Genomic DNA, 23,898 nt, shown 5'->3' on the forward strand with positions numbered 1-23,898 from the left:
ACCGACGCATGGCGTGGGACTTCACCACCGACCCCGAGTGGGCCGAACAACTCGCATGGGTCGAGCAGTTCGTCCGCGAGGAGTGCGAACCGATCGACATGATCGTCGAGGAGTCCCACGACCTCAACGACCCCGTGCGCCAGGCGCTGATCCCACCGCTGCAGCGGATCGTGAAGGACCGCGGGCTGTGGGCCACCCACCTGGGCCCGCACCTCGGCGGCCCGGGCTTCGGGCAGGTGAAGCTCGCGCTGCTGAACGAGATTCTCGGACGCTCCGAGTGCGCGCCGATCGTATTCGGGTCGCAGGCACCGGATTCGGGCAACAGCGAGATCCTCGCGCACTACGGCACGCCGGAGCTGAAGCAGCGCTACCTCGAGCCGCTGCTCGACAACCGCATCGTGTCGTGCTTCTCGATGACCGAGCCCCAAGGCGGCGCCGACCCCAAGGTCTTCACCACCACCGCCGTGCAGGACGGCGACCACTGGGTCATCAACGGCGAGAAATGGTACTCGTCGTTCGCCTCGATGGCGTCGTTCATCATCGTCATGGCGATGACCGACCCCGAAGCGCCGCCCTATCAGCGCTATTCGATGTTCGTGCTGCCCGGCGACACCCCCGGCATCAACATCCTGCGCGACGTCGGCCTGGGTTATCAGCCGCTCGGCGGCGGCCGCGAAGGGTACGTGCGCTACGAGAACGTCCGCGTGCCCGACGATCACATGCTCGGCCCGCGCGGCGGCGCCTTCGTCGTGGCGCAGACCCGCCTCGGCGGCGGCCGCATCCATCACGCCATGCGGACGGTCGGGCTGGTGCGCCGGATCTACGACATGATCACCGAGCGGGCCGTGTCGCGCTACACCCAGGGCGAGGTGCTGGCCAACAAGCAGATGGTGCAGGAGATGATCGCCGACTCCTGGATGGAGATCGAGGCGTTCCGGCTGCTGACCCTCCAAACCGCCTGGAAGATAGACAAGTTCAACGACTACAAGGCCGTCCGGGGCGACATCTCGGCCGTCAAGGCCATGATGCAGAAGGTGCTGCACGACGTGTCGGCGCGCGCATTGCAGATCCACGGGTCACTCGGCACGTCGCACGAGATGCCGTTCGTGCAGTACCTGACCGAATCGTTCGTGCTGGGCCTGGCCGACGGCCCGACCGAGGTGCACAAGGTGACGTTGGCACGCCAGCTGCTCAAGGACGTCGCACCCGCACCCGACGGGTTCCCGTCCGAGCACGTGCTGCGGCTGCGCGAGGCGGCAGAGGCGAAGTTCGCCGACCGGCTCGCAGGCATACCGCGGGGTTAGGCCAGCAGCGTTCGCGCCCGCTGCAGGAGCCGCGGCAGCACGGGCGCCATCTCCTCGAACTCCGCACGTGGCGTTGGCCTCCGGCGATTGTGCTTGACGATCAGCGACCACGTCGCCGCGGACTTGAAGCACGCCAGCGCGATGAACCACGCCACGTCCGGCGCGTCACCGTACTGTCCGAGCAGGTCACCACGCGACGGCACGGCGTCGACATATGGTGACGGCCGCGAGTACGTGGCCGGGTCGGCATTGGCCAGGAACCAGCCCAGATCAATGCGCGGATCGCCTACCGACCAGATCTCCCAATCGATCACCGCCGTCACCTCACTCCCGACGGCCAGCAGATTTCCCAGTCGGAAGTCGCCGTGCACGATCGCGGGACCCAGCGGTGCGGGCACACCGGCCAACAGCTCGCCGCTGACCGCTTCCCAGCCCGGCACCAGATCCTGAGCGACGGTCCGCAGCGTCGCGCACCAGCGCTCCACCTCGGCCGCCGCGTCGACCACGGGCTCCTCACCCGCACCCAGGTCGACCGGGCTCAGCGCGTGCAGTGCGGCCAAGGTTCGAGCCGCACTCCGATAACGCTGCGCCACAGTGTCGTCGAACCCCGTGCCGCCGTCGAACAGCGGCTCGAACGACTCACCCGCCACCAACGTCATCACGAACAGCGGCGGCGACCCGGCGTCCTCGACCAGCACCTCCGGGACCGGCACGTCGGTTGGCCCGAGCGCCCTGAGGATGCGCGCCTGCCGCAGCACGTCGCGATGGCCGACCGGCTCGTGCCCGGGCGGCGCCACCTTCACCACGACCGGCCGCTCGTCGAGCACGCCGCGGAACGTCAGGCTCGACGCCCCGCCCGCCAGCACGCCGACCTCGCGAACACCGCTGCGGGCAAGCCGGATCCGCAGCCCGTCGAGGCCGAGTTCAGTCACCCAACCAACCGACTTCACGCAGGAACGGCTGGGTCTTCACGATCAGGCCGGTCGACGTCGCCGGATCACCCGTACACAGCCGGAACGCCGTCTCGGTGATCAGCGCGATGTCCTCGGTCTTCGTCTTCGCCAGGTCCAGCGTGCCCGCCCCCGGCGTCGCGACCGGGTCCGACGGTGCTGCGGCGTTGACCGCGATGCCGTCGTCGTACAACTCGGCGGCCAAGCTCTTCGTCAGCCGGTTCAGCCCGGCCTTCGCCGTCCCGTAGATCCCGAAGCCCGCCTCGCGGTCGAACTCCGAGAACGGCGGCCCATCCGGCAGATCCCCGCCCACCGACGTGAGGTTGAGGATCCAGCCCCGACCCCGCTCGCGCATCGCAGGAATCGCCAACTGGCACAGGTGCAGCGGTCCGACGAGGTGCATCTCCAGCATCAGCCGTACCCGCTTCTCCGGGAACCCGTCGAGCGGGCGCAGGAACGTCACGGCTGCGTTGTTGACCAGGATGTCGGGCGCACCAACCGATTCCACCACCTCGGCGAACAGCCGCTCGCGGTCCTCGCTGGACGACAAGTCGGCCTGCACGGCGATCGCGTGGCCACCGCCGGCGAGGATCTCGTCGCGGGTCTGGGCCAGGGAGCCGTCGTACTTGGGGTCGGGGTCCATCGTGCGGGCGGTCAGTGCGACCGTCGCGCCCTCGGCAGCCAGCCGCTGCGCGATCGCCTTGCCCAGTCCCCGGCTGCTGCCGGTGACCAGGGCGATCCTCCCGTCGCACGCTCCCACGTCGACCGTCCTCTCACTGCCGGGAATGCACTCTCGTCAAAGGAGAATGCCGTTACCACTCGCTCGGAGTATAGGCACCCCGCGGCCACCATCACCTCGGAATCGACCGGGTGGTGGCTAGCGGGCTAGGCAGTTCGGCGCGAGCCCGGAGAAGTGCACCGCAGGCATGCCATCGACGGTCACGAAGTCGGTGCCCACGTCCCACGTCGTGCCCGGGTCGATCCACGGCGGCGCACTCTTCGGGTATGCGATCGTGACGTCGGAGTAGTACTGCACGCCGCGCGGACAGTCGTCGCTCGTCGGCGACACGGGGTTCCACGCCCGCACGACGATCGGGTTGGCGAGCCGAGTTCCCTGCGCGCAGTTGGGCTGACATTCGATCGCGACGTCGGTGCCGGTGCCGTTCGCGCCGGCGCGACCCCACGACGTCCAGTTCATGCCGGTCATGACGCCGGTGCCGTCGCAGTTGTAGGCGAAGCGCAGGGGCCGTTCCTGAACGGGTTGCGTGCCGTCGACGCACATGCCGATCGCGAAGGCCGTGGCAGGTGGGTGCGGATCGGCGGCCGCGACGCCGGACGCGCACAGTATCGAGCCGACGGCCAACGAGACCCACACTGCCGCGGTGCGGGCCACGGGCCCTCCTTCAGATCGGAGTCGACGATCGTCGCGATGCTAACAGCCAGCCCGCGCCGCGTCGGACCGGCGACCGCCGGCCGAAACGCGCTCTCTTCTACGGAGAATGCCGTTACCATCGGGGCTCCACCCACGGAAGGACACCGGATGGCCGAATGGTTCCTCTACGTCCCGCAGAGCAGGCAGGGCCTCGACGATCTGGTGCAGAAGGCCCGCACCGCGGAGACGGCGGGATTCGACGGCATCGCGTTCCTCGATCACCTCGAGACGCCGATGGCGCCGACCAGTCCCATCTGGGAGGCCATGACCGTCGCGACGTGGATGGCCGCGCACACCGAACGGTTGAAGATCGGCCACCTCGTCCTGTGCGACGCGTTCCGGCACCCCGCCGTGCTGGCCAAGCAGACCGTCACGCTCGCCGAGGCCTCGGGCGGGCGCTTCGAACTCGGACTCGGCTCCGGATCCATGCCCGACGAACTCGCCAAGTTCGACCTCAGCACCGCGTCACCACGCGAACGCGTCGACGCCCTCGGCGACACGCTGCGTGCCCTGCGGCAGTACTGGGGCGCCGACGACGAGCGCGCCCAGATTCCCACGCCCAGCCAACCGATCCCCATCGTGCTCGGCGGCATCGGACCGCGGATGCTCGGCCTGGTCCGCGAACACGCCGACTGGTGGAACCTGCCCGCCACCTACGTCGACCGATTGCCGGAATTCCTGCCGAAGATCGGCACGGCCAAGGCGACGGTGCAGCAGATGACCGGTTTCGTCCGCAGCGGCGACGACCCGGCAGCGACCACCGAGAAGGCGCAACGGCGGTTCGGTCACCTCGGGCCCGGCCTGGTGTGCGGCGACGCCCAGTCGCTCGGCGCCCACTTCCGCAGGCTCGAAGACCAGGGCGCACAACGCTTCTACGTGTGGTTCGCCGACTTCGCGCCGCCTGAGACGATCACGGAGTTCGGCGAGACCGTGATCCGGGGCTAGTCGGCACCCGGTCCGCCAAACGAATCGTCACCGCAAACCGCTCCACTGCCGGGCGCCTCCGGCGTAGCGTCGGCACCGGTGAGCACCATCGAAGCCGACTACCTCGTCGTGGGAGCAGGCGCCATGGGCATGGCGTTCGTCGACACGCTCCTCACCGACACCACCGACACGCAGGCCACGGTCGTCCTCGTCGACGAGGGCCACCAGCCCGGCGGCCACTGGCTGTCGACCTACCCGTTCGTCCGGCTGCACCAGCCGTCGGCCTACTACGGCGTGAACTCCCGTCCGTTCGGCGACGACGTCATCGACTCCGGCGGGTGGAACGAGGGCTTCTACGAACTCGCCAGCGGCAGCGAGGTGTGCGCCTACTACGACCAGGTGATGCGCCACCACCTCGAGCCCACCGGCCGGCTGACCTACCTGCCGATGACGCACTACCTCGGCGACCACCGCCTCCGCACGCTCGACGGCGCCGAGCACACCGTCGACGTCCGACGTCGCGTCGTCGACGCCACCTACCTGAAGACCACGGTCCCGTCGATGCGTCCCCCGCCGTACGCGGCGGCCCCCGACGTCGAGGTCGTCACCCCCAACGACCTGCCCGGGCGGGCGTCGCACTACGACCACTTCACGATCGTCGGCGCGGGCAAGACCGGGATGGACGCGTGCCTGTGGTTGCTGCGCAACGGCATTCCACCCGAGCGGGTCCGCTGGATCATGCCGCGCGACTCCTGGCTGATGAACCGGGCGACGGTACAGCCTGCGCCGCGGTTCCTCGACGAGGTCCGGGCCGCGATCGTCGGCCGCATGCAAGCCTCCTTCGAGGCCACCTCCGTCGACGACCTCTTCGAACGCCTCGAGGCCAACGGCAGCCTGATGCGGATCGACACGGCGGTCGAGCCCACCATGTACCACTGCGCCATCGTGTCCGAGCGCGAGCTGGAGCAGCTGCGCCGCATCGGCGACGTGGTGCGGCTCGGCCGCGTGGAGCGGATCGAACCGGAACGGCTGACCCTGCGCGACGGCACCATGCCCGCCGACCCCGGCAGCCTCTACGTCGACTGCACGGCGTCGGGCCTGTCGCGGCCACCGTCGGTGCCGGTGTTCTCCGACGGGAAGATCACGCTGCAGAGCGTGCGCGGTTGCCAACAGGTGTTCAGCTCGGCGCTCATCGCACACGTCGAGGCGAACTACGACACCGACGACGAACGCAACGCGCTGTGCGTGCCGGTACCCCACCCCGACGAACCGGCGGACTGGCTGCGGATCACGATGTCCGACAACGACGCTCAGTCGCGTTGGCTGCGCGACGCCGACTTGGCGGCATGGCTGGAGTCGGCCCGGCTGAACATCCTGCGCGGGATGTTCGCCGACCTGCCGACCGATGAGGAAACACGCGCCAAGGCGGTGGATGCCATCGCGGCGACGCTCACCGCGTGCAACGAGAAGCTCGCCGGCCTGTCGAGCGAAACGGGGCCCTGACGACGGAAAGACCGGCCGGGAGATCCCGGCCGGTCTTCACCGCATCGTGCTACGTCAGAAGTTGTTGCAGGTGCCCGCAACGTTGTTGATCAGCCCGGTGTACTGGGTGAGCTGCGGGAACATCTGCGCCTGCGCGATGAGCCCACGACGCTGCTGGGGGTTCGCCGCAACGAAGCCCTGCAGGACGCCGACGGCCTGCCGGTCGCTGGTGATCTGCTGCGCGACGGCGGGATCCTGTGCGTTCACGGCCGCGATGATCTGCGGGTACGTGCACGTGGTGTTCACGATGGCCTCGGTGTCGGGGGCCGCGGAGGCCATCCCGGCCGTGCCCAACAGCGCAGCGGCCACGCCGCCCGATGCAATCAAAGCCTTGGTTGCAATACGCATTCTCATTACCTTCCCAACCCTGGTGTTTCTGTTCGAACTTCGAATCTGCAGCTCGCGCGCCAGTTCAGTGAGATCAGTTCATCACACTGCAAAGGAAATCGTCCACTGGTCCATTTGCGTTACAACGCAACGTTGCTTGTCTGCGAGCCATTCCCCCGTAGCGGATAGGCCCAGGCAGCGCCCCCCTTCACTACCCAAGTCCTGCCCAATGCAATCAACGCCCTGGTGAACACCTGGATACGCCGCCTGCATGAACTCGGTGATGCGGGTTACATGGACTGCAGACCCCGAGCACGAGGAGCACTAGTGGTACTGACCACCGACACCGAGCGTGAACCGACGGCCTGGCGCACCATCGACACCGCACCGTTGAGCGACGACACCCTGGCCCAGGTGGACGGCTGGTGGCGCGCCGCCAACTACCTGTCCGTCGGGCAGATCTACCTGCTGAGCAATCCGCTGCTGCGCACACCGCTGTCACGCGACGACGTCAAACCCCGCCTGCTCGGGCACTGGGGCACCACGCCAGGGCTGAACTTCATCTACGCCCACCTCAACCGTGCGATCCGCGAGCGCGAGCAGCCCACCATGTACGTCACCGGCCCCGGCCACGGCGGTCCGGGACTGGTTGCCAACGCCTACCTCGACGGCACCTACTCCGAGGTGTACTCCGACGTCACCGCCGACGAGGAGGGCATGCGCCGACTGTTCCGGCAGTTCTCGTTCCCCGGTGGCATCCCGTCGCACGTCGCGCCCGAGACGCCCGGCTCGATCCACGAGGGCGGCGAACTCGGCTACGCGCTCTCCCACGCCTACGGCGCAGCCTTCGACAACCCCGACCTGCTCGTCGCGGCGGTCGTGGGTGACGGCGAGGCCGAGACCGGTCCGCTGGCCACCAGCTGGCACTCCAACAAGTTCACCCACCGCGTCAACGACGGTGTCGTCCTGCCGATCCTGCACCTCAACGGCTACAAGATCGCCAATCCGACTGTGCTGGCGCGCATTCCGGAGGACGACCTGCGCAGCCTGATGATCGGCTACGGCTACGAGCCGCACTTCTTCACCGCCACCGAGGAGGCCGAGCATGCGACCGCGCACCGCGAGTTCGCCCAGCTGCTCGACACCGTGCTCGACCAGATCGCGGAGATCAAGGCGTGGCCCGAGGACGACGACCGCACGCCTCGCTGGCCGATGATCGTCTTCCGCACCCCGAAGGGCTGGACCGGGCCCGCGTACATCGACGGCAAGAAGAGCACCGGGTCGTGGCGCGCCCACCAGGTGCCGCTGAGCAGCGCCCGCGACACCCCCGAACACCTGCAGGTGCTCAACGACTGGCTGGGGTCCTACCGTGCCGACGAATTGTTCGACGCCGACGGCAAACTCGACCCGATGATCGCCGAACTCGCCCCGCCCGGCGGCCTGCGCATGAGCGCCATCTCGCACGCCAACGGCGGACTGCTGCTGCGGGATCTACGGCTGCCCGACTTCCGCGACTACGCCGTCGAGGTGCCCGCACCGGGCGCCACGATCGCCGAATCCACTCGAATCCTCGGCAACTGGCTCACCGAGGTAATCCGGCTGAACCCGGACAACTTCCGCATCTTCGGCCCCGACGAGACCGCGTCGAACCGCCTGCAATCGGTGTACGAGGCGACCGACAAGCAGTGGAACGCCGAGTACGAAAGCCCCGAGGTCGACGAGCACCTGGCCCGCGCCGGACGGGTCATGGAGATGCTGTCCGAGCATCAGTGCCAGGGCTGGCTCGAGGGCTACCTGCTGACCGGCAGGCACGGCCTGTTCAACTGCTACGAGGCGTTCATCCACATCGTCGACTCGATGATGAACCAGCACGCCAAGTGGCTGAAGGTGACCAACGAGATTCCCTGGCGCCGGCCCATCGCCAGCCTGAACTACCTGCTCTCCAGCCATGTTTGGCGTCAGGACCACAACGGGTTCAGCCATCAGGACCCCGGTTTCATCGACCACGTCATCAACAAGAAGGCAGAGGTGGTGCGGGTCTACCTGCCGCCGGACGCCAACACCCTGCTTTCCACCTACGACCACTGCCTGCGCTCGCGCCAGTACGTCAACGTCGTGGTGGCCGGCAAGCAGCCCAGCCCCAACTTCCTCACGATGGACGAGGCCGTCGCGCACTGCACGCGGGGGCTCGGCATCTGGGAGTGGGCAGGCACCGAGGAGGCAGGTGAGAACCCCGACGTGGTGGTCGCCACGTGCGGTGACATACCCACCCTCGAAGGTCTGGCTGCCGTTGACATCCTGCGAAAGCAGTTGCCGGAGCTGAAGATCCGCTTCGTCAACGTCGTGGACCTGATGCGCCTGCAGGACGAGAAGGAACACCCGCACGGCCTGACCAACCGCGAGTTCGACATGATCTTCACCCGCGACCGGCCGGTCATCTTCGCCTACCACGGCTACCCGTGGCTGATCCACCGCCTGACCTACCGCCGCGCCGTGAACGAGAACATCCACGTCCGCGGCTACAAGGAGGAGGGCACCACGACGACGCCGTTCGACATGGTGATGCTCAACGACCTGGACCGCTACCACCTGGTGATGGACGTCATCGACCGCGTGCCGTCCCTGGGCTCGCGCTACGCCACGCTGCGCCAGCAGATGGTCGACAAGCGCCTGGCCGCACGCCAATACACCCGTGCCCACGGCGAGGACATCCCCGAGGTTCGGGACTGGGCGTGGCCGTCGTCGCACGACCAGTCCTTCGCGGCCGACGCCGCCTCGACGGGTGGGGACAACGAGTAGCTCGCGCCGAACTTTCGCCGAACTGGAGAGTCACGTCGTGATTGCGGCCGATCGGCGACGCTACGCTCCAGTTCGGTGGAGGGCGGGGTCGCGATCGGCGATCACGAACGACGCGCCGGTCGCGATCGGCGCACCGGGCCGCGACACGAAGGGCACCGTGCGGAAGTCGGCTTCGATCGCGTCGGGCGTGATTCGGGTGCGCACGTAACCGCGGCGATCCGAGAAGTACCGGATGTGCGGGTTCTCGGGTAGCACCGCCTCGACGTCGGGCCTGGTGTCCGAGCCGTCGCCGCCCGAGGTGATCGAGCTGGTCACCAGTTCGGTCGCCACCGTTCGCGACGACGGGTCGCCCGCCCGCTCGCGGATCTCGGCGGCCCAGTGCGCGTGGACGTCGCCGGTGAGCACGACGGCGTTGCGCACGGGCGAGCCGACGATGCCCGCGACGATGCGATCCCGATTGACGGTGTAGCCGTCCCACGCGTCGGGGTTGTAGCCGCGGCCCTCCCCTGCCACCAGGTCGACCTCGCCGAAGAACACCTGCTGGCCGAGGACGTCCCACCGCGCCCGTGAGCGAGCGAACCCGTCGAGCAGCCAGCGCTCCTGCTCGGCGCCGGTCAAAGTGGCTGCGGGCGAATGCCGTTCGGGGCAGTCCGATCGATAGACGTCACCGCAGGGTTGATCCGTGCGGTACTGCCTCGTGTCGAGCATGTGGAACGACGCCAGCGCACCCCAGTCGACCCGCCGGTGCAGAGCCATGTCGATGCCACGGGGCCGCGCCGACGGTCGCAGCGGCATGTTCTCGTAGTACGCCCGAAGGGCTGCAGCGCGGCGGCCGAGGAAACTGGGATCCGGCTCGTCGGGCACTCCGTCGGCCCAGTTGTTGGCGACCTCGTGATCGTCGAACACCACCAGCCACGGCGCGGCGGCGTGTGCCGCCTGCAAGTCCGGGTCCGTCTTGTACTGGGCGTAGCGCTGCCGGTAGCCCGCCAGCGTCACCGTCTCGGGTCCGACGTGGTCGCGCACCCGCTCGGTGCTGCGGCCGGCGGCGTACTCGTACTGGTAATCCCCAAGATGCAGGACGAGGTCCGGCTGCTCGTCGGCGAGGTGGCGGTACGCCGTGAACCAGCCCTGCTCGTAGTGCGAACACGACGCGAAGCACATCCTGAACGGCTGCAGCGAGCCCGGTTCCGGGGAAGTGCGGGTGCGCCCGGGCGGAGACACGTGGCCCGACGTGCGGAACCGGTAGAAGTACTCGGCGCCCGGCCGCAGCCCGCTCAGCTCGACGTGCACGCTGTGCGCCGACTCGGGCAGGGCCGTCGTCACACCGCGTCGCACCACTGCGCTGAACGACTCGTCGGTCGCCACCTCCCATTCGACGTCCGCCGCGCGGGCGGGCATGCCGCCGAAGCCGTCCTCGGCCAACGGGTTCGGCGCCAGCCGCGTCCACAGCACTACGCCGTCGGGCGCGGGTTCACCGGACGCGACGCCCAGAGTGAATGGGTCGCCAGCCAGAGGTCCGGCTCGCCGGCGATCGGTGAACCCGACGACGGGCAGTGCGGCGAACACGGCACCCGCCTTGAGCACGCTGCGCCGGTTCGGCGTGATGGGCACGGCGCAGTGTCTGCCGGGCGACTGTCGCAGCGGTTACGCGCAGGCGTACGGCGTCCGCCCATGGTCTTACGATCGCGGCACGCGTGCCGCAAGGGTTGACACTTCGGCGCCGAAACGTCTCGCTACACTCGGCAGCGCGAAGGGTGGTGCTCAATGGCGACGACGACGTCACCGCAGGTAGGCAAGGCAGCGAATGCGCTCTGGTATGCGCTTGCGGCGCTGGCAGTGATCGCGCTGGCCGGGTTCATCGTGCTGGCCGTTCTTATCGTCAAGGGCAACGGCGTCGACCGGATCCCCGCGCAGCCCACCACGCCGTCACCGACACTGCAGCAACCGCCTCCGCCGATGGGGCCGGGCATGGCACCGCCGGCAGGCGGCGCGCCCGCACCCGGCGCCGTCCCCGCACCCGGTCAGGCTCCCGGGATTGCACCCGGGCCCGCGCCGAGGCAGCCGGCCACGGCGCCGACCCCCGCACCGGCCCCGCCGGGCTGACGCGGGAGAATTTGCTAACTTTTGACGTCCACGTCGGTTTTCCCGGTCTATGCTGGTCCACGGGGAAAACATCGCTCGACGTCTGGGGGGACTGTCATGTTGTCCACGCTGTTCACGCACACCACCACCATGGTCGCCCACCGCCTCCGACCGCACCAGGCGGTGACGCAGCAAGACGATGATGGAGCTTGCCCGATCTGCGATCATCCGTTCCGATACATGCGGCACGCATGCATCGGTCCCGTCGTCATGGACGTCAGGTAAACCGCCTCGGTCTCGACGGCGTCTTTTACCGGATGCCGGCGCGCGACCTGTTCCAGCTCAAATCGGCCCTGCGCACCGTCGACTCCGCCGAGTCGGTCGAGGTCCTGGCGGAGACCGTCGAACCGGTGTCCGCCCCACTCGCGAGGTGGCTTCGCGGGCAGTCCGCTGAGCCGCCGGTGGTCGCCACCGCTCTCTCCGCCATCGTCGGTGTGCTGCTGACGATCTGGATCCTGTCCGAGGAACCCGCCACACCGGGCAGGCTCGACGACGTCATCGACAAGGCCCTCGCCGGTCGGCTCGACGAGATGCCGATACCGCGGCGCGGTGCATGCTTCTGCGGGAGCGGCAAGAAGTACAAGAGCTGCCACGGACGCGGGTAGGGCTCAGCACTCCACGACGTTGACGGCGACGGCCAATCCGCCCGCGGACGTCTCCTTGTACTTGGAACTCATGTCCCGGCCGGTGGCCCGCATGGTCTCGATCACCTCGTCGAGGCTCACCCGGTGGGTTCCGTCGCCGCGCATCGCCATCCGTGCCGCGTTGATGGCCTTGCCCGCCGAGATCGCGTTGCGTTCGATGCAGGGGATCTGCACCAGCCCGGCGATCGGATCACACGTGAGACCAAGGCTGTGTTCCATCGCTATCTCCGCGGCGTTCTCAACCTGAGCCGGTGTGCCACCCAGGATTTCGGTGAGGCCGCCCGCCGCCATCGACGCCGCGGAGCCCACCTCGCCCTGACACCCGACCTCCGCGCCGGAGATCGATGCGAGTTCCTTGTAGAGCGACCCGATCGCCCCCGCGGTCAGCAGGAAGCGAACGGCGGTGTCGTCGGGGTCGGCCCGCCCTGCCGGGCAGTAGTGCACGGCATAGTGCAGGACCGCAGGGATGATGCCCGCCGCACCGTTGGTGGGCGCCGTGACGACGCGTCCGCCCGCGGCGTTCTCCTCGTTGACCGCGAGCGCTACCAGGTTCACCCAATCCTCGGCAAAGACGGGATCGCGTTCCGGATCCTCGGCCGCCAGCCGCTCGTGCCAGGCCCGCGCCCTCCGGCGGACCTGAAGCCCGCCGGGTAGGTAGCCGTCCTGGGCGATGCCGCGCTCGAAGCACTGCGCCATGACGTCGCGGATGTGCAGTAGACGCGCACGCACCTCGGGCATCGGTCGCAGGGCTTGCTCGTGCTCGGCCATGACCGAGCAGATCGACGTGTCGCGGCGGGTCGCCAGGTCGAGGAGTTCGCGCGCCGATCCGAAGACGACGCCCTTGGCCTGCCCCGGGTCGGGGGCGGCCTCTTCCTCGGCGACCACGAACCCCCCGCCGACCGAGAAGTACGTCTTGGCGGCGAGCACGTCGGCGTCCTCGCCGAGAGCGGTGAGCGTGATGGCGTTGGGGTGCCGGTCGAGGACGATCTGCGGTGAGAGCGCGATGTCGGCCTCGCGGAATGGAACCTCGACCTGCCCGCCGAGGCGGACCAGACCCGTCTCGCGCATCCGCTGCAGCCGCGCTGCCATGTCGTCGGCATCGATCCGATCGGGATGCAGGCCCTCCAGCCCCACCAGCACCGCGGACATCGTGCCGTGGCCTGCGCCGGTGGCGGCGAGCGAGCCGAACAGCTCCACCCGCAGGTCACGGACTGCGGCGAGCACGCCGTCGTCGGAGAGGCCTTCGACGAAGCGTGCGGCGGCGCGCATCGGCCCCACGGTGTGGGAACTCGACGGCCCGATGCCGACGGTGAAGAGATCGAACACGCTGATGGTCACGAGGCACTCCGGTTTCGTCGCGCCCAGGAGGGCATCGAATACGGCACCTCCCCGCTCTGTCCTGGCACCTGAGAGTTTGGGCGCCGCAACGCCTTTCACCTTCGGTAAGCGACGGCTGCAGTGCGGTCGCTGTTCTCCAGAGTCGCCTCGACGCGGCGGTGCTTGGGCCTGAGAGATTCCTGGGGAGGACATTGCTCCTACGGCGCCTCCGGTTGAGGAGGTTTCTCCCGCCACGCGTCTACGGCATGTTCAGTTGTTCACCGAGGGTACCGCCGGAAGCACCGCGGCGTCGGGCAACGACGATGCCGGAACACGACCGCCGTGCCGGGTGTTGATCATGGGCACAGGCGTGACCGAACGAAGGGAGTGACCGGTGAACGTGAAGAAGCTCGCAGCCACGGCGGCGATCTCCGCGGCCATGGGACTGGGTGCGATGGCGGCGGGTGCGCCCGCCCAGGCCGACCCCGATCACTGGGATCCCAAGCTGCCGCCGGGACAGGTCGGCCAGTGGCTGGGCGTGCCTCCCGGTCAGATCGGCCACGTCGTGGGCGTACCGCCCGGCCACTGGGACAAGCCGTGGAAGTGGATCCGCTAGACCGCTGAGCTACTTCGGCTTCTTGGTGCCGTTGCCGTTGCCCTTGCCGTTTCCGTTGTTGCCGCCGCGCTCCTTCTGCTGCGTGGCCTGCTCGATGACGGGAGCGGGCGCGGGGGCCTGCGGCTCGACGACCGGGGCGGGTGCCAGTTGAGTGACGGTCAGCGGAGCAGGCGGCGGCGGTGCGGGGGGCGGCGCGGCGGGCGTGCTGATGCTGACCGGCTCGGTGTCGCTCGGTGTCGACGTCGGCGACCGATCGAGGCCAAACACCACTACCAGCGCTGCCATCGAACACAGGACTGCCGATGCCACGGCGACGGCCCGGCCCCTGCCTGCCCTGTGCCCGTCGTCGACGGCACTCGTGGACACGGCCGGGAACGTGTCGGTGGGCGCGTCGAACACCCTGGTGATCGGCCGCGAAGTCGAGCCCGTCGACGGTGCGGACACCGGTGGCTGACTCACGGGAGCTGCGAACGCGACGGGCCGGGCGGGGGTGAACCGGCGGGCCGCTCCCCCGGTGAGTGCGTCGCGCATGTCGTCGGCAGTGGCGAACCGGCGCTGCGGGTCGCGCGACATCGCCCGTTCGATCACGGCGGCGAGGTCGGGGTCCACGTCGGGGCGCAGCGTGGTCAAGGGCACCGGATCCTCCTCGAGGATCGCCCGGGCCAACGGCATGATCTCGTCCTGCTGGAACGGCTTCTCGCCGGTCAGCGCCTCGTAACCGACCACGCCGACGGCGTAGAGGTCGTCGGCGATGGACGCCGGCTTGCTCGCGATCCGCTCGGGACTCAGGTAGGCCAGCGTGCCGACGATCTGACCGGTCGTCGTGTGGGCCCCGCCGGGGGTCTTCGCGATGCCGAAGTCGGCGAGCTTGACCCCGCCGGACGACGTCAGCAGGACGTTGCCCGGCTTGACGTCGCGATGCAGCATGCCCGCCGCGTGTGCCGCCGACAGCGCGGACAACACGCTGCACAGCACCTCGCGCACCTCGGCCGACGACAGCTGGCCCAGCTCGATTCGGTCGCCCAGCGTCTCGCCGGGCAACCGCTCCATCACGATGAACGGTGACTCGTCGTCGTCGCCGAAGTCGAAGATCGAGACGATGTCGGGATGGTTGAGCGCGGCAGCCGAGCGCGCTTCGACGGTGAACCGTTCGCGGGTCTCGGGCTGCGAACTCAAGCCCGGGTAGAGCAGCTTCACTGCGACGGCCCGGTCCAGACGCGTGTCCCAGCCGTCACGGACCTCGGCCATTCCCCCGAACCCGAGGATGTCGCGGAGTTCGTATCGGCCGCCCAACAGGCCGGGACCGTCCATGGTCGGGAGGCTATCCCCGTTGACCCATGCGTAAACGTCGCCACGCGGGCGGATCCGGTCGGTTCTGAAGAAAATGTGAACGCGGCCGTCAGGTTTTTGGCGATCCCGAACGATTGCCGATACTTGAGACGAAGCCCCGCCGCTCTCGTATCGCGCTTCTGTCTGAACGCAAGCGCGACGGGGCTTCGCTGGACCTGCTCTTCGATGTGCGTCGACAAGCAGCGCGGCCCACTGGAGCGGTATCCGATATGGCCCGATCGAAACAATTAGTTGGCACATTTGCCGTCACGGCTGACGGATGGAGCCCCGCCTAGGCGGATCGAAGGTGACGATGCAGGTCACTGATCGATCTCCGATGTCCCACGAGGCCTGATCCGGGGATCGTCTGACGGTGTCGATGGACGGGTCGTTCGCCGCGGCGGACGAGTACTCCGCGAGAGCCGCCCTGCTGCACCTGTCCTGATACTCCTGGATGCGGGCGTCGCCCGGAAACGGCCCGTCCGGCAGCGCGAACACGGCGTAGACCTCGGCAGCGTGTGGCTCCGTGCAGTCGACCAGCGTCACGGCCGTCGCGGACGGCGAGATCTCCTCGATGCAGTCGCCGGCCCGGAAGTATGACGCCACCGATCGTCCCTCCTGTTCCGGAGGTGCCGTCGCGGTCGAGCTGGCCTCGTTGGTGGGCAGCCGGCCCATGCACCCCGATAGTGCGCCGACCGTCGCCATGACACACGCCGTTACCGCCATCGAGTGCTTCACCAGCGCGTCTCCTTCGGACAGCAATCGTCGCCTCCCGGCGAGTATGGACGACGGTCTGAGAGGGCGACCCGTTTCGCTCGAAACGCTCACGATTGCCTTTGCTCGCGGCAAACGATGTCGCGTCGTCATGATCGGGCGCGCGGTCGTTGCGCCGTTGCCGACCCGACGTCATCGACGCAGGTGGAGCGCCATCGTTCTGGTGCACAAGATCGTTACGCCCTGCCACGCGATCGTCCGTCCGCTCGCGGCTCGGATCGTTTGCGGAAAGCCAGGTCGTCGGGGTTAGACTTCGTCCGAACTACAGGGGACGCGGACAGTCGTGGCGATCCGCGGGGGGCGAAGGGAACGACCATGGGCCGGCACAGCGCGTCGATCATCGGGACGCACCAACGGGATTCGCGACCATTGGCGTCGAGTGCGGCATCGTTCGTCGGTCGCGTCGGCGCACTCGCGCTGGCGTTGGGCATCGGAGCGGCGGTGGCCGGTGGCGCGGGCGTGGCCCACGCGGAGGGTCCGGACGCCTCGAGCGATTCGACCGGACAGTCCTCGCCGGACACGTCGACGGGCTCGACCGGGGCGACCGCAGGTACGGCCGAGACGTCGACCGACACCGGAGCGACCGACACCGACACCCCGTCGACCGATGAGACTTCGACGGACGACGAGACCGACCCGCCGTCGAACGTCCCGACGATGCAGCTGGGCAACGGCCGCGACGCGGATCGGCCCGTCGAAGACGAGCCGAAGACGCTGCCCGAGTTGGTCGTGGGCATCCCGGAGAAGGTCGTGTCGGCCCTTGCGCCCAAAGGGCCGGGCGGTTCCGACTCGAATTCGCCCGCCAATCGTGGCGGCACCAAGCCCGCCGAAGCCCCGAGAATCGTCGCTACCCACGGGGCCGCCGTGAAGGACGTCGTCGACGAGTCCGACGCGACGGTGCCCAAGGCCATCGTGACGACTGTCGTCGCAACGGGTGGCACACTGCCCGCCGCAGCACCGGTGTCCACGAATGTCGTTGCGATTTCCCCGGTTTCGCCGACTCAGGCCAAGCCGGCCCCGGCCAACCCGATCGCAATGGTCGTCGGCCACGTCTTGTCCGCCCTCGGCATCTCACCGACTGCGGGCACCGGCGACGCACCCGTCGCACCGTTCCCGATCGTGCAGGCGGCACTGCAGCTGGTCCACCGGGAGATCGAACGCTTCATCTGGGGTGTCACCCACATCTTCCCGCAGGGGCCGTCCGTCACGATCCCGACCAACGCGGTGCCGTCGACGGCCGTCGGCGTGCCCAGCCCCACCGACGACGTGGCGACGCCGTACGGCGACATCGGCAAGTGGATGCTGGAACCGAACGGTCAGATCGCGGACTACGGCGGACTGCCGTACGGCGGTAGGACCGTCCTCGAGCCGGTCAACGTCATCATCGTGGACCCGACGTCGTCGTCCGCGGCCGAATCCACCGCGAAGCTCAACTGCGCCATGTTCTGGTCGGGGTTCCCGGGCCAGCCCTTCCACAGCACCGGCTTCCGCGGCGCGATCGACGACATCCTCTACGGGCAGCAGCCCACCGGACCGCTGCTGGGGTTCTCCGACAACTTCTTCCTGTTCCCCAACAACCACGGCCGCATCTTCGGGCCCGACCCGGTGGAGACGGCCGAGGGGTACGTCTGGAGTGGCGCGTTCAGCACCGAGGAGTTCGTGATCTACGAGTTCCTGCCGAGGCACGCCTACGTGTCGTCCAACGTGGCCCGCAACGCGCTGGCCAAGCGGCTCATCGCCAGCGGCAAGGCGACCTACGGCGGCATGGTCCCGTTGAACAACGCCTACAACACCGCGACCATGACCACCGGGGATCACGACGGGTACGCCGTCGTCGTCGTGCTGAAGTAGGCGCCTACGCGCTTAGACGGTCCCGCCGACCCTTAGGGCCGGCGAGACCTCGGCCAGGCGGCCGAGGTGTAGGCCACCTTGCCTGCGTTCGACGGTACGGAGATCGTCCTGTGAGGACGCTGAGGCGGGACGCTGCTGGTCTACAGAACGCAATCAGGCCCCCTCCGCAGAGGGGGCCTGATTCGTGTGGCAGGTACAGGATTCGAACCTGTGTAGGCGTTAGCCGACGGATTTACAGTCCGCTCCCATTGGCCGCTCGGGCAACCTGCCGGGACGCACGCCACCCGACCCGGGTTTAGTGCGACTAGCAGGGTACAACGAGGATGGTCCCAAGACGAAAACGCACCCACCCTCGTGAGGAGGACTCCCATGGCGGATTCAAGCTTCGACGTCGTCAGCAAGGCAGATCGTCAGGAGGTCGACAACGCGCTCAACCAGGCGGCCAAGGAGTTGTCCACCCGGTTCGACTTCCGCGGCACCGACACCACCATCGAATGGCAGGGCGAGGAAGGCATCATCCTCACCTCCACGACCGAGGAGCGCGTCAAGGCCGCCGTCGACGTGTTCAAGGAGAAGCTGATCCGGCGCGACATCTCCATGAAGGCGTTCGACGCTGGTGACCCGCAGCCGTCGGGCAAGACCTACAAGGTCATAGGCAGCATCAAGCAGGGCATCGACAGCGAGAACGCCAAGAAGATCACCAAGCTCATCCGCGACGAGGGCCCCAAGGGCGTCAAGGCGCAGATCCAGGGCGAGGAGATCCGCGTCAGCTCCAAGAAGCGCGACGACCTGCAGGCCGTCCAGGCGCTGCTGCGTGGCGCGGACCTCGAGGTCGCGCTGCAGTTCGTGAACTATCGCTAGGCGCCGACGACTGTCGGGTTGAGCCACGGTTCGTCCGCTCGACCGTTGCGGTAATCGACGTTCGGCGGGAAAAACGGCCTCGCAGATGCGGGTCGGCCATACCCTGATCGCCATGACATCCGATCAACGCGCACCCAGGGTCGTCGTCCTCGGCGGCGGCTCCTGGGGAACCACCGTGGCATCCATCTGCGCGCGACGCGGACCGACGCTGCAGTGGGTGCGTTCGGAGGAGACGGCCGCCGACATCAACGACCGGCACCGCAACGAGAAGTACCTCGGCGACGAGGTCGAGTTGGCCGACACGCTGCGCGCCACCACGGACTTCAGCGAAGCCGCGAACTGTGCCGACGTCGTCGTCATGGGCGTCCCGTCGCACGGATTCCGTGGCGTCCTCGAGGAGCTGGCCAAGGAGCTGCGGCCGTGGGTCCCGGTGGTGTCGCTGGTGAAGGGCCTCGAGCAGGGCACCAACCTACGGATGAGCCAGGTCGTCGACGAGGTGCTGCCCGGCCACCCTGCGGGCATCCTCGCGGGACCGAACATCGCACGCGAGGTCGCCGACGGCTACGCCGCCGCGGCGGTGCTGGCGATGCCCGACCAGCACATGGCGGCGAACCTGGGACAGCTGTTCCGCACCAAGCGGTTTCGCACCTACACCACCGACGACGTGGTGGGCGTCGAGATAGCAGGTGCGTTGAAGAACGTCTATGCCATCGCCGTGGGCATGGGCTACTCGCTGGGCATCGGGGAGAACACCCGCGCCATGGTGATGGCCCGCGCGATCCGGGAGATGTCGAAGCTCGGCGAAGCGATGGGCGGGCACCGGGACACCTTCGCCGGCCTGGCGGGGATGGGCGACCTCATCGTCACCTGCACCAGCCAGCGCAGTCGCAACCGGCACGTCGGCGAGCAACTCGGGCAGGGCAAGTCGATCGAAGAGATCATCTCCGCGATGAATCAGGTGGCCGAAGGGGTGAAGGCCGCCAGCGTCGTCATGGAGTTCGCCGAGAAGTACGGCATCCCCATGCCGATCGCACGCGAGGTCGACGGCGTGGTCAATCACGGCTCGACGGTCGAAGAGGCCTACCGCGGCCTCATGGTCGAGAAGCCCGGCCACGAGGTGCACGGCTCGGGGTTCTGAGTCGCCCTAGTTGAAGTAGGGGTTTGTTCCCTCGGGACGGTCCAGCAGCGGGTTCGTCGCGTTGAGGATGAAGCTGCGCGCCGGGCTCAACACGAAGCCGGCCTGGTCGAAGTTGTTCTGGCACGTCGTGACGACGCCGTCGAAGCCGCACGTCACGTTGCGGAAGCTGATGCGCGAGCCTGCGGGCATCGGCTTGGCGTCGGCGGCGAGACCGTCGTAGATCGGCGCTGCGGCGTTCGAGAAGCCCGGCGCACCGATCTGTCCGCCGCTGACGACGTTGGCTCCGTTCGGCGCCGCGGGCAGTGCCCCGCTGCAGCCGTAGCCGCCGGTGCTCCGGTTCAGCACGCACGTGACGCCGTCGGCGACCCGGAACGAGTAGAAGCTGCCGTCCATCGCCGCGAACTCGGAGGGCTTCACTGGCGTGAGGACGTTGACGTTGGGCGGTGGGGGTGGCGGCGCCGGTGGCGGTTCGGCATTTGCCACGGTGGACATGCCCAACGCTGCTGCCCCCGCAGCAACCAGGCCGATCAGTGTTCTGCTCAGCACGCGATCAGAGTAGAGCAGGCGTTGGATGGGCGCGCGGTTACCTCGCGAAGGGCTCGTCACACCAAGATCTTCGGCGACGGGCCCCGGTTCGTTAGCCGCGGCGAGCGTGCGCGAACTCGGGTTTTGACGCAGCGTGTCGGCCGCAGACACGCACGCTCGCGGAAAATCAGTAGTAACCCGGGGGGCGGCCGGCCATCTGCTCGAGGCGGGCGATGCGGTCGGCCATCGGCGGGTGGGTGGCGAAGAGCTTGCCGATCTTCTCGCCCGAGCGAAACGGGTTGGCGATCATCAGGTGCGCCTGGTCGGCCAGCTGCGGCTCCGGCGGGAGCGGGGCCGCCTCGACACCGCGGCTGATCTTGCGCAGGGCGTTGGCCAGGGCCAGTGGGTCGCCGGTCAGCTCGGCGCCGGACTGGTCGGCCTGGTACTCGCGCTGCCGCGACACCGCCAGCCGGATCACGGTCGCCGCGATCGGGCCGAGCAGCGAAACCAGCAGGATCGCAAAGGGATTGGTGCCGCCGTCGCGGTTCCCGCCGAACATGCTCGCGAAGAACGCGAGGTTGGCCAGCGCCGTGATCACCGAGGCCATCGCGCCCGCCACGCACGAGATCAGGATGTCGCGGTTGTAGACGTGCGACAGCTCGTGGCCGAGCACCGCGCGCAGCTCACGCTCGTCGAGGATCCGCAGGATGCCGGTCGTACAGCACACCGCGGCGTTGCGCGGGTTGCGTCCCGTCGCGAACGCGTTGGGCGCATCGGTGTCGCTGATGTACAGCCGCGGCATCGGCTGATGCGCGGCGTTCGCCAGCTCGCGCACGATCCGGTACATCGCAGGCGCTTGCAGCTCGGTGACGGGCTGGGCGTGCATCGCCTTGAGCGCCATCTTGTCGCTGTTGAAGTAGACGTAGGCGTTCATGCCGACGGCGAACAGCACGGCCAGGAACATCACGTTCCTGCCGAACAGGGCTCCGACGAACACGATCAGACCGGAGAAGCCAACGAGCAGCAGGAAGGTCCTGAATCGGTTCGCGTGCGGATGCCAGGTCATCGGCGGGCCAACCTCCTTGAACGTTGAACTCGAAGTCTTCCGATGATCAAACGCCTGAGGGCGCGTCGGGGTTCCTACCCGTCAGCCGTGCCGGTTGACGGTGTACTCGACCAAGCCCGCCAGCGCGTCCCGGCCGGGGCCGGCAGGCAATTTGGCCAGCTCGCTGCGGGCGTCGGCGGCGTACTGCGCCACGGTCGCCTTGGCCTCGACGATGCCGCGTGACGAACGCAACAGCGCGAGCGCCTCGGCCAGGTCCGCGTCGTCCTCCACCGGTCCCGAGAGCAGCGTCCGCAGCCGCTCGGCGTCCGGGCCGGTCTCGCGCAACGCATAGAGCACGGGCAGCGTGTGCACGCCCTCGCGCAGGTCGGTGCCCGGCACCTTGCCGGATTCGTCGGGATCGCTGTCGATGTCGATGACGTCGTCGGAGATCTGGAACGCGGTGCCGACGATGCCGCCGATGCGCGACAACCGCTCGATCTGCTCGTCGTCGGCGCCCGAGAACGTCGCCCCGAACCGGCCGGACGCGGCGATGAGGCACGCGGTCTTCTCGTACACCACCTTGAGGTAGTGCTCGACGGAGTCGGTGTTCTCGGGCACCCCTCGGGTCTCGCGCATCTGGCCGGTCACCAGCTCGGCGAAGGTGTCGGCGATGATCCGCACCGCCTCCGGGCCGAGCCGCGACACCAGCCGCGACGCCGTCGCGAACAGGTAGTCGCCGGCCAGGATCGCGATGTTGTTGCCCCATCGCGCGTTGGCGCTGTCGGCGCCGCGCCGCACCTGGGCCTCGTCCATGACGTCGTCGTGATAGAGCGTCGCGAGGTGCACCAGCTCGATCACCGCACCGGCAACGGTCACCTGCCACGCGTCCGGTTCCGGCCCGAGTTGCGCCGACAGGACCGTGAACAGCGGGCGGAACCGCTTGCCGCCGGCCTTGAACAGGTGCTGAACGGCCTCGGCCATCAGTTCGTCGGACTTGCCCAGCTCGGTGGCCATCAGATCTTCGACGCGCGCCACTCCGTCGCGCACCCGCGCGGCGAATTCTGCGTCGCCGAAATCCACGCCCGCGACCACGGTCGCCGGTGTCTTCATGGGTCCAACATACTGGGGACATGACGAGGCACGACGTGGTGGTGATCGGCGCCGGGCCCGCCGGTTCGGCTGCCGCTGCCTGGGCGGCGCGCGGCGGTCGCGACGTCCTCGTGATCGACTCCGCGGAATTCCCCCGCGACAAGGCGTGCGGCGACGGGCTCACCCCGCGGGCGATCGCCGAGCTGAAGTTGCTCGGCCTCGGCGAGTGGCTCGACGGCAGAGTGACCCACCGCGGTCTGCGGATGGCGGGCTTCGGCGCCGACGTCGAGATCGAGTGGCCGGGCCCCTCGTTTCCGCCGACCAGCAGCGCAGTGCCGCGCACCGAACTCGACGACCGCATCCGGTCGGTCGCCGCAGACGACGGCGCCAAGATGCTGCTGGGTTCCAAAGCCGTTGACGTCAGGCATGATTCGACGGGCCGCGTCACGTCGGTGGTCCTCGACTCGAGCGACGAGATCGGGTGCGCGGAGCTGATCGTCGCCGATGGCGCCCGTTCGACCCTGGGCCGCAAGCTCGGTCGCACCTGGCATCAGGAGACCGTGTACGGCGTGGCGATCCGCGGGTACATCGCGACGCCGCGCGCGAGCGAACCGTGGATCACCTCGCACCTGGAGCTGCGCTCCCCCGCGGGTGACGTCCTGCCCGGCTACGGCTGGATCTTCCCGCTCGGCAACGGCGAGGTGAACATCGGCGTCGGCGCGCTCGCCACCACCAAGCGTCCCGCCGATGCCGCACTCCGGCCGCTGATGTCGTACTACACGCAGCTACGTCGCGACGAGTGGGGCTTCGAGGGCGAACCGAGGGCCGGCCTGTCTGCGCTGCTGCCGATGGGCGGCGCCGTCTCGGGCGTCGCAGGCCCCAACTGGATGCTGATCGGCGACGCCGCGGCCTGTGTGAACCCGCTCAACGGCGAGGGCATCGACTACGGCCTGGAGACCGGGCGGCTGGCCGCCGAGATGCTCGGGTCGGGCGACTTCACCGACGCATGGCCCGCCGAACTGCGCCGGCACTACGCCCAGGGCTTCTCGGTCGCCCGCCGACTGGCGCTGCTGCTGACGATCCCCCGGTTCCTGCCTTCCGCCGGACCGTTCGCGATGCGATCGACGTTCCTCATGGGCGTCGCGGTGCGGGTGATGGGAAACCTCGTCACCGACGAGGACGACGACTGGATCGCCAAGGTGTGGCGACGGGCGGGCAGCGGCTCGACCCGACTCGACAATCGACCGCCATTTAGCTGATCGAGCAAATGACGTGAAGCGTCTTCGAGA

At 68.5% G+C, this 23,898-nt stretch carries 22 protein-coding genes, 1 tRNA gene and 1 riboswitch; of the genes, 11 read left to right on the top strand and 12 right to left on the bottom strand.

The window, feature by feature from the left end; translation table 11 throughout:
- Nucleotides 1-8 precede the first annotated feature (8 nt).
- Nucleotides 9-1,304 (top strand): acyl-CoA dehydrogenase family protein, encoded by a 1,296-nt coding sequence (locus G6N61_RS14425; protein WP_163919141.1) that lies wholly within the window; start codon nucleotides 9-11, stop codon nucleotides 1,302-1,304.
- Here G6N61_RS14425 and G6N61_RS14430 read toward each other — a convergent pair.
- The 3 genes from G6N61_RS14430 to G6N61_RS14440 all read right to left on the bottom strand — a co-directional run bounded on the left by G6N61_RS14430 (nucleotide 1,301) and on the right by G6N61_RS14440 (nucleotide 3,647).
- A complete protein-coding gene (locus tag G6N61_RS14430; protein WP_163919142.1) occupies nucleotides 1,301-2,236 on the bottom strand; it encodes a phosphotransferase family protein in 936 nt (311 codons plus the stop codon). The two genes, G6N61_RS14425 and G6N61_RS14430, sit on opposite strands and share 4 nt — an antisense overlap.
- Entirely contained in the window at nucleotides 2,229-3,014 is a 786-nt protein-coding gene (locus tag G6N61_RS14435; protein ID WP_163919143.1) for an SDR family NAD(P)-dependent oxidoreductase, read from the bottom strand. Before G6N61_RS14435 ends, G6N61_RS14430 begins: the two co-directional genes overlap by 8 nt.
- A 117-nt stretch (nucleotides 3,015-3,131) precedes the next feature.
- Nucleotides 3,132-3,647, bottom strand: coding sequence for a hypothetical protein (locus tag G6N61_RS14440; protein WP_163919144.1), 516 nt, complete (start codon nucleotides 3,645-3,647; stop codon nucleotides 3,132-3,134).
- A gap of 147 nt (nucleotides 3,648-3,794) precedes the next feature.
- Between G6N61_RS14440 and G6N61_RS14445 the strand changes: the two genes are divergently transcribed.
- Both G6N61_RS14445 and G6N61_RS14450 read left to right on the top strand, forming a co-directional pair.
- Nucleotides 3,795-4,631, top strand: coding sequence for an LLM class flavin-dependent oxidoreductase (locus G6N61_RS14445; RefSeq protein WP_163919145.1), 837 nt, complete (start codon nucleotides 3,795-3,797; stop codon nucleotides 4,629-4,631).
- A 78-nt stretch (nucleotides 4,632-4,709) separates the two neighbouring features.
- Nucleotides 4,710-6,113 (top strand): NAD(P)/FAD-dependent oxidoreductase, encoded by a 1,404-nt coding sequence (locus G6N61_RS14450; protein WP_163919146.1) that lies wholly within the window; start codon nucleotides 4,710-4,712, stop codon nucleotides 6,111-6,113.
- 54 nt (nucleotides 6,114-6,167) lie between these two features.
- Here the strand turns inward: G6N61_RS14450 and G6N61_RS14455 are convergent, their stop codons facing one another.
- Complete coding sequence (locus G6N61_RS14455; RefSeq protein WP_163919147.1) at nucleotides 6,168-6,500, bottom strand: hemophore-related protein; 333 nt, start codon at nucleotides 6,498-6,500, stop codon at nucleotides 6,168-6,170.
- Between the two features lie 312 nt (nucleotides 6,501-6,812).
- Here G6N61_RS14455 and G6N61_RS14460 point away from each other — a divergent pair, with 312 nt between their 5' ends.
- Nucleotides 6,813-9,278: a phosphoketolase family protein gene (locus G6N61_RS14460; protein WP_407666489.1), complete on the top strand. Its 2,466-nt coding sequence runs from the start codon at nucleotides 6,813-6,815 to the stop codon at nucleotides 9,276-9,278.
- 60 nt (nucleotides 9,279-9,338) lie between these two features.
- Here the strand turns inward: G6N61_RS14460 and G6N61_RS14465 are convergent, their stop codons facing one another.
- Nucleotides 9,339-10,889: an alkaline phosphatase D family protein gene (locus tag G6N61_RS14465; protein WP_235887542.1), complete on the bottom strand. Its 1,551-nt coding sequence runs from the start codon at nucleotides 10,887-10,889 to the stop codon at nucleotides 9,339-9,341.
- Nucleotides 10,890-11,042: 153 nt separating this feature from the next.
- On the opposite strand from G6N61_RS14465, the gene G6N61_RS14470 reads away from it, so the two are divergent.
- Nucleotides 11,043-11,381 carry a hypothetical protein gene (locus tag G6N61_RS14470; protein ID WP_163919148.1) on the top strand — a complete coding sequence of 113 codons (339 nt, stop codon included), beginning with the start codon at nucleotides 11,043-11,045 and terminating at the stop codon, nucleotides 11,379-11,381.
- 296 nt (nucleotides 11,382-11,677) lie between these two features.
- Nucleotides 11,678-12,025 carry an SEC-C domain-containing protein gene (locus tag G6N61_RS14475; RefSeq protein ID WP_163919149.1) on the top strand — a complete coding sequence of 116 codons (348 nt, stop codon included), beginning with the start codon at nucleotides 11,678-11,680 and terminating at the stop codon, nucleotides 12,023-12,025.
- Nucleotides 12,026-12,028: 3 nt separating this feature from the next.
- Here the strand turns inward: G6N61_RS14475 and G6N61_RS14480 are convergent, their stop codons facing one another.
- Complete coding sequence (locus tag G6N61_RS14480; protein WP_163919150.1) at nucleotides 12,029-13,402, bottom strand: L-serine ammonia-lyase; 1,374 nt, start codon at nucleotides 13,400-13,402, stop codon at nucleotides 12,029-12,031.
- Nucleotides 13,403-13,548: 146 nt separating this feature from the next.
- Nucleotides 13,549-13,642, bottom strand: a riboswitch (glycine riboswitch).
- A gap of 133 nt (nucleotides 13,643-13,775) precedes the next feature.
- Here G6N61_RS14480 and G6N61_RS14485 point away from each other — a divergent pair.
- A complete protein-coding gene (locus tag G6N61_RS14485) occupies nucleotides 13,776-13,997 on the top strand; it encodes a hypothetical protein (protein WP_163919151.1) in 222 nt (73 codons plus the stop codon).
- 9 nt (nucleotides 13,998-14,006) lie between these two features.
- Here G6N61_RS14485 and G6N61_RS14490 read toward each other — a convergent pair whose 3' ends face one another.
- Entirely contained in the window at nucleotides 14,007-15,308 is a 1,302-nt protein-coding gene (locus G6N61_RS14490; RefSeq protein WP_163919152.1) for a serine/threonine-protein kinase, read from the bottom strand.
- 285 nt (nucleotides 15,309-15,593) lie between these two features.
- On the bottom strand, nucleotides 15,594-16,064 hold the full coding sequence (locus tag G6N61_RS14495; RefSeq protein ID WP_163919153.1) for a septum formation family protein: 471 nt from the start codon (nucleotides 16,062-16,064) through the stop codon (nucleotides 15,594-15,596).
- Nucleotides 16,065-16,415: 351 nt separating this feature from the next.
- Between G6N61_RS14495 and G6N61_RS14500 the strand changes: the two genes are divergently transcribed.
- A complete protein-coding gene (locus G6N61_RS14500; RefSeq protein ID WP_163919154.1) occupies nucleotides 16,416-17,951 on the top strand; it encodes a hypothetical protein in 1,536 nt (511 codons plus the stop codon).
- 187 nt (nucleotides 17,952-18,138) lie between these two features.
- On the opposite strand, the gene G6N61_RS14505 is transcribed toward G6N61_RS14500, so the two are convergent.
- Nucleotides 18,139-18,221 (bottom strand) — tRNA-Tyr (locus G6N61_RS14505).
- 99 nt (nucleotides 18,222-18,320) lie between these two features.
- Between G6N61_RS14505 and G6N61_RS14510 the strand changes: the two genes are divergently transcribed.
- The gene (locus G6N61_RS14510) at nucleotides 18,321-18,812 is read left to right on the top strand and encodes a YajQ family cyclic di-GMP-binding protein (RefSeq protein WP_163919155.1); all 492 of its coding nucleotides are present in this window, start codon (nucleotides 18,321-18,323) and stop codon (nucleotides 18,810-18,812) included.
- Nucleotides 18,813-18,924: 112 nt separating this feature from the next.
- Nucleotides 18,925-19,950 (top strand): NAD(P)H-dependent glycerol-3-phosphate dehydrogenase, encoded by a 1,026-nt coding sequence (locus G6N61_RS14515; RefSeq protein WP_163919156.1) that lies wholly within the window; start codon nucleotides 18,925-18,927, stop codon nucleotides 19,948-19,950.
- Nucleotides 19,951-19,956: 6 nt separating this feature from the next.
- Here the strand turns inward: G6N61_RS14515 and G6N61_RS14520 are convergent, their stop codons facing one another.
- The 3 genes from G6N61_RS14520 to grcC1 form a co-directional block, all read right to left on the bottom strand.
- Nucleotides 19,957-20,496, bottom strand: a complete 540-nt coding sequence (locus G6N61_RS14520; RefSeq protein ID WP_235887543.1) for a hypothetical protein — start codon at nucleotides 20,494-20,496, stop codon at nucleotides 19,957-19,959.
- Between the two features lie 166 nt (nucleotides 20,497-20,662).
- Nucleotides 20,663-21,541 (bottom strand): zinc metalloprotease HtpX, encoded by an 879-nt coding sequence (htpX, locus tag G6N61_RS14525; RefSeq protein WP_163919157.1) that lies wholly within the window; start codon nucleotides 21,539-21,541, stop codon nucleotides 20,663-20,665.
- A gap of 81 nt (nucleotides 21,542-21,622) precedes the next feature.
- Nucleotides 21,623-22,630 carry a nonaprenyl/(2E,6E)-farnesyl/geranylgeranyl diphosphat synthase gene (gene grcC1, locus G6N61_RS14530; protein ID WP_179973626.1) on the bottom strand — a complete coding sequence of 336 codons (1,008 nt, stop codon included), beginning with the start codon at nucleotides 22,628-22,630 and terminating at the stop codon, nucleotides 21,623-21,625.
- A 20-nt stretch (nucleotides 22,631-22,650) separates the two neighbouring features.
- Between grcC1 and menJ the strand changes: the two genes are divergently transcribed.
- Nucleotides 22,651-23,868 (top strand): menaquinone reductase MenJ, encoded by a 1,218-nt coding sequence (gene menJ, locus G6N61_RS14535; protein ID WP_163919158.1) that lies wholly within the window; start codon nucleotides 22,651-22,653, stop codon nucleotides 23,866-23,868.
- Nucleotides 23,869-23,898 lie beyond the last annotated feature (30 nt).

It is taken from the genome of Mycolicibacterium arabiense, from assembly GCF_010731815.2.
Classification (GTDB): domain Bacteria; phylum Actinomycetota; class Actinomycetes; order Mycobacteriales; family Mycobacteriaceae; genus Mycobacterium; species Mycobacterium arabiense.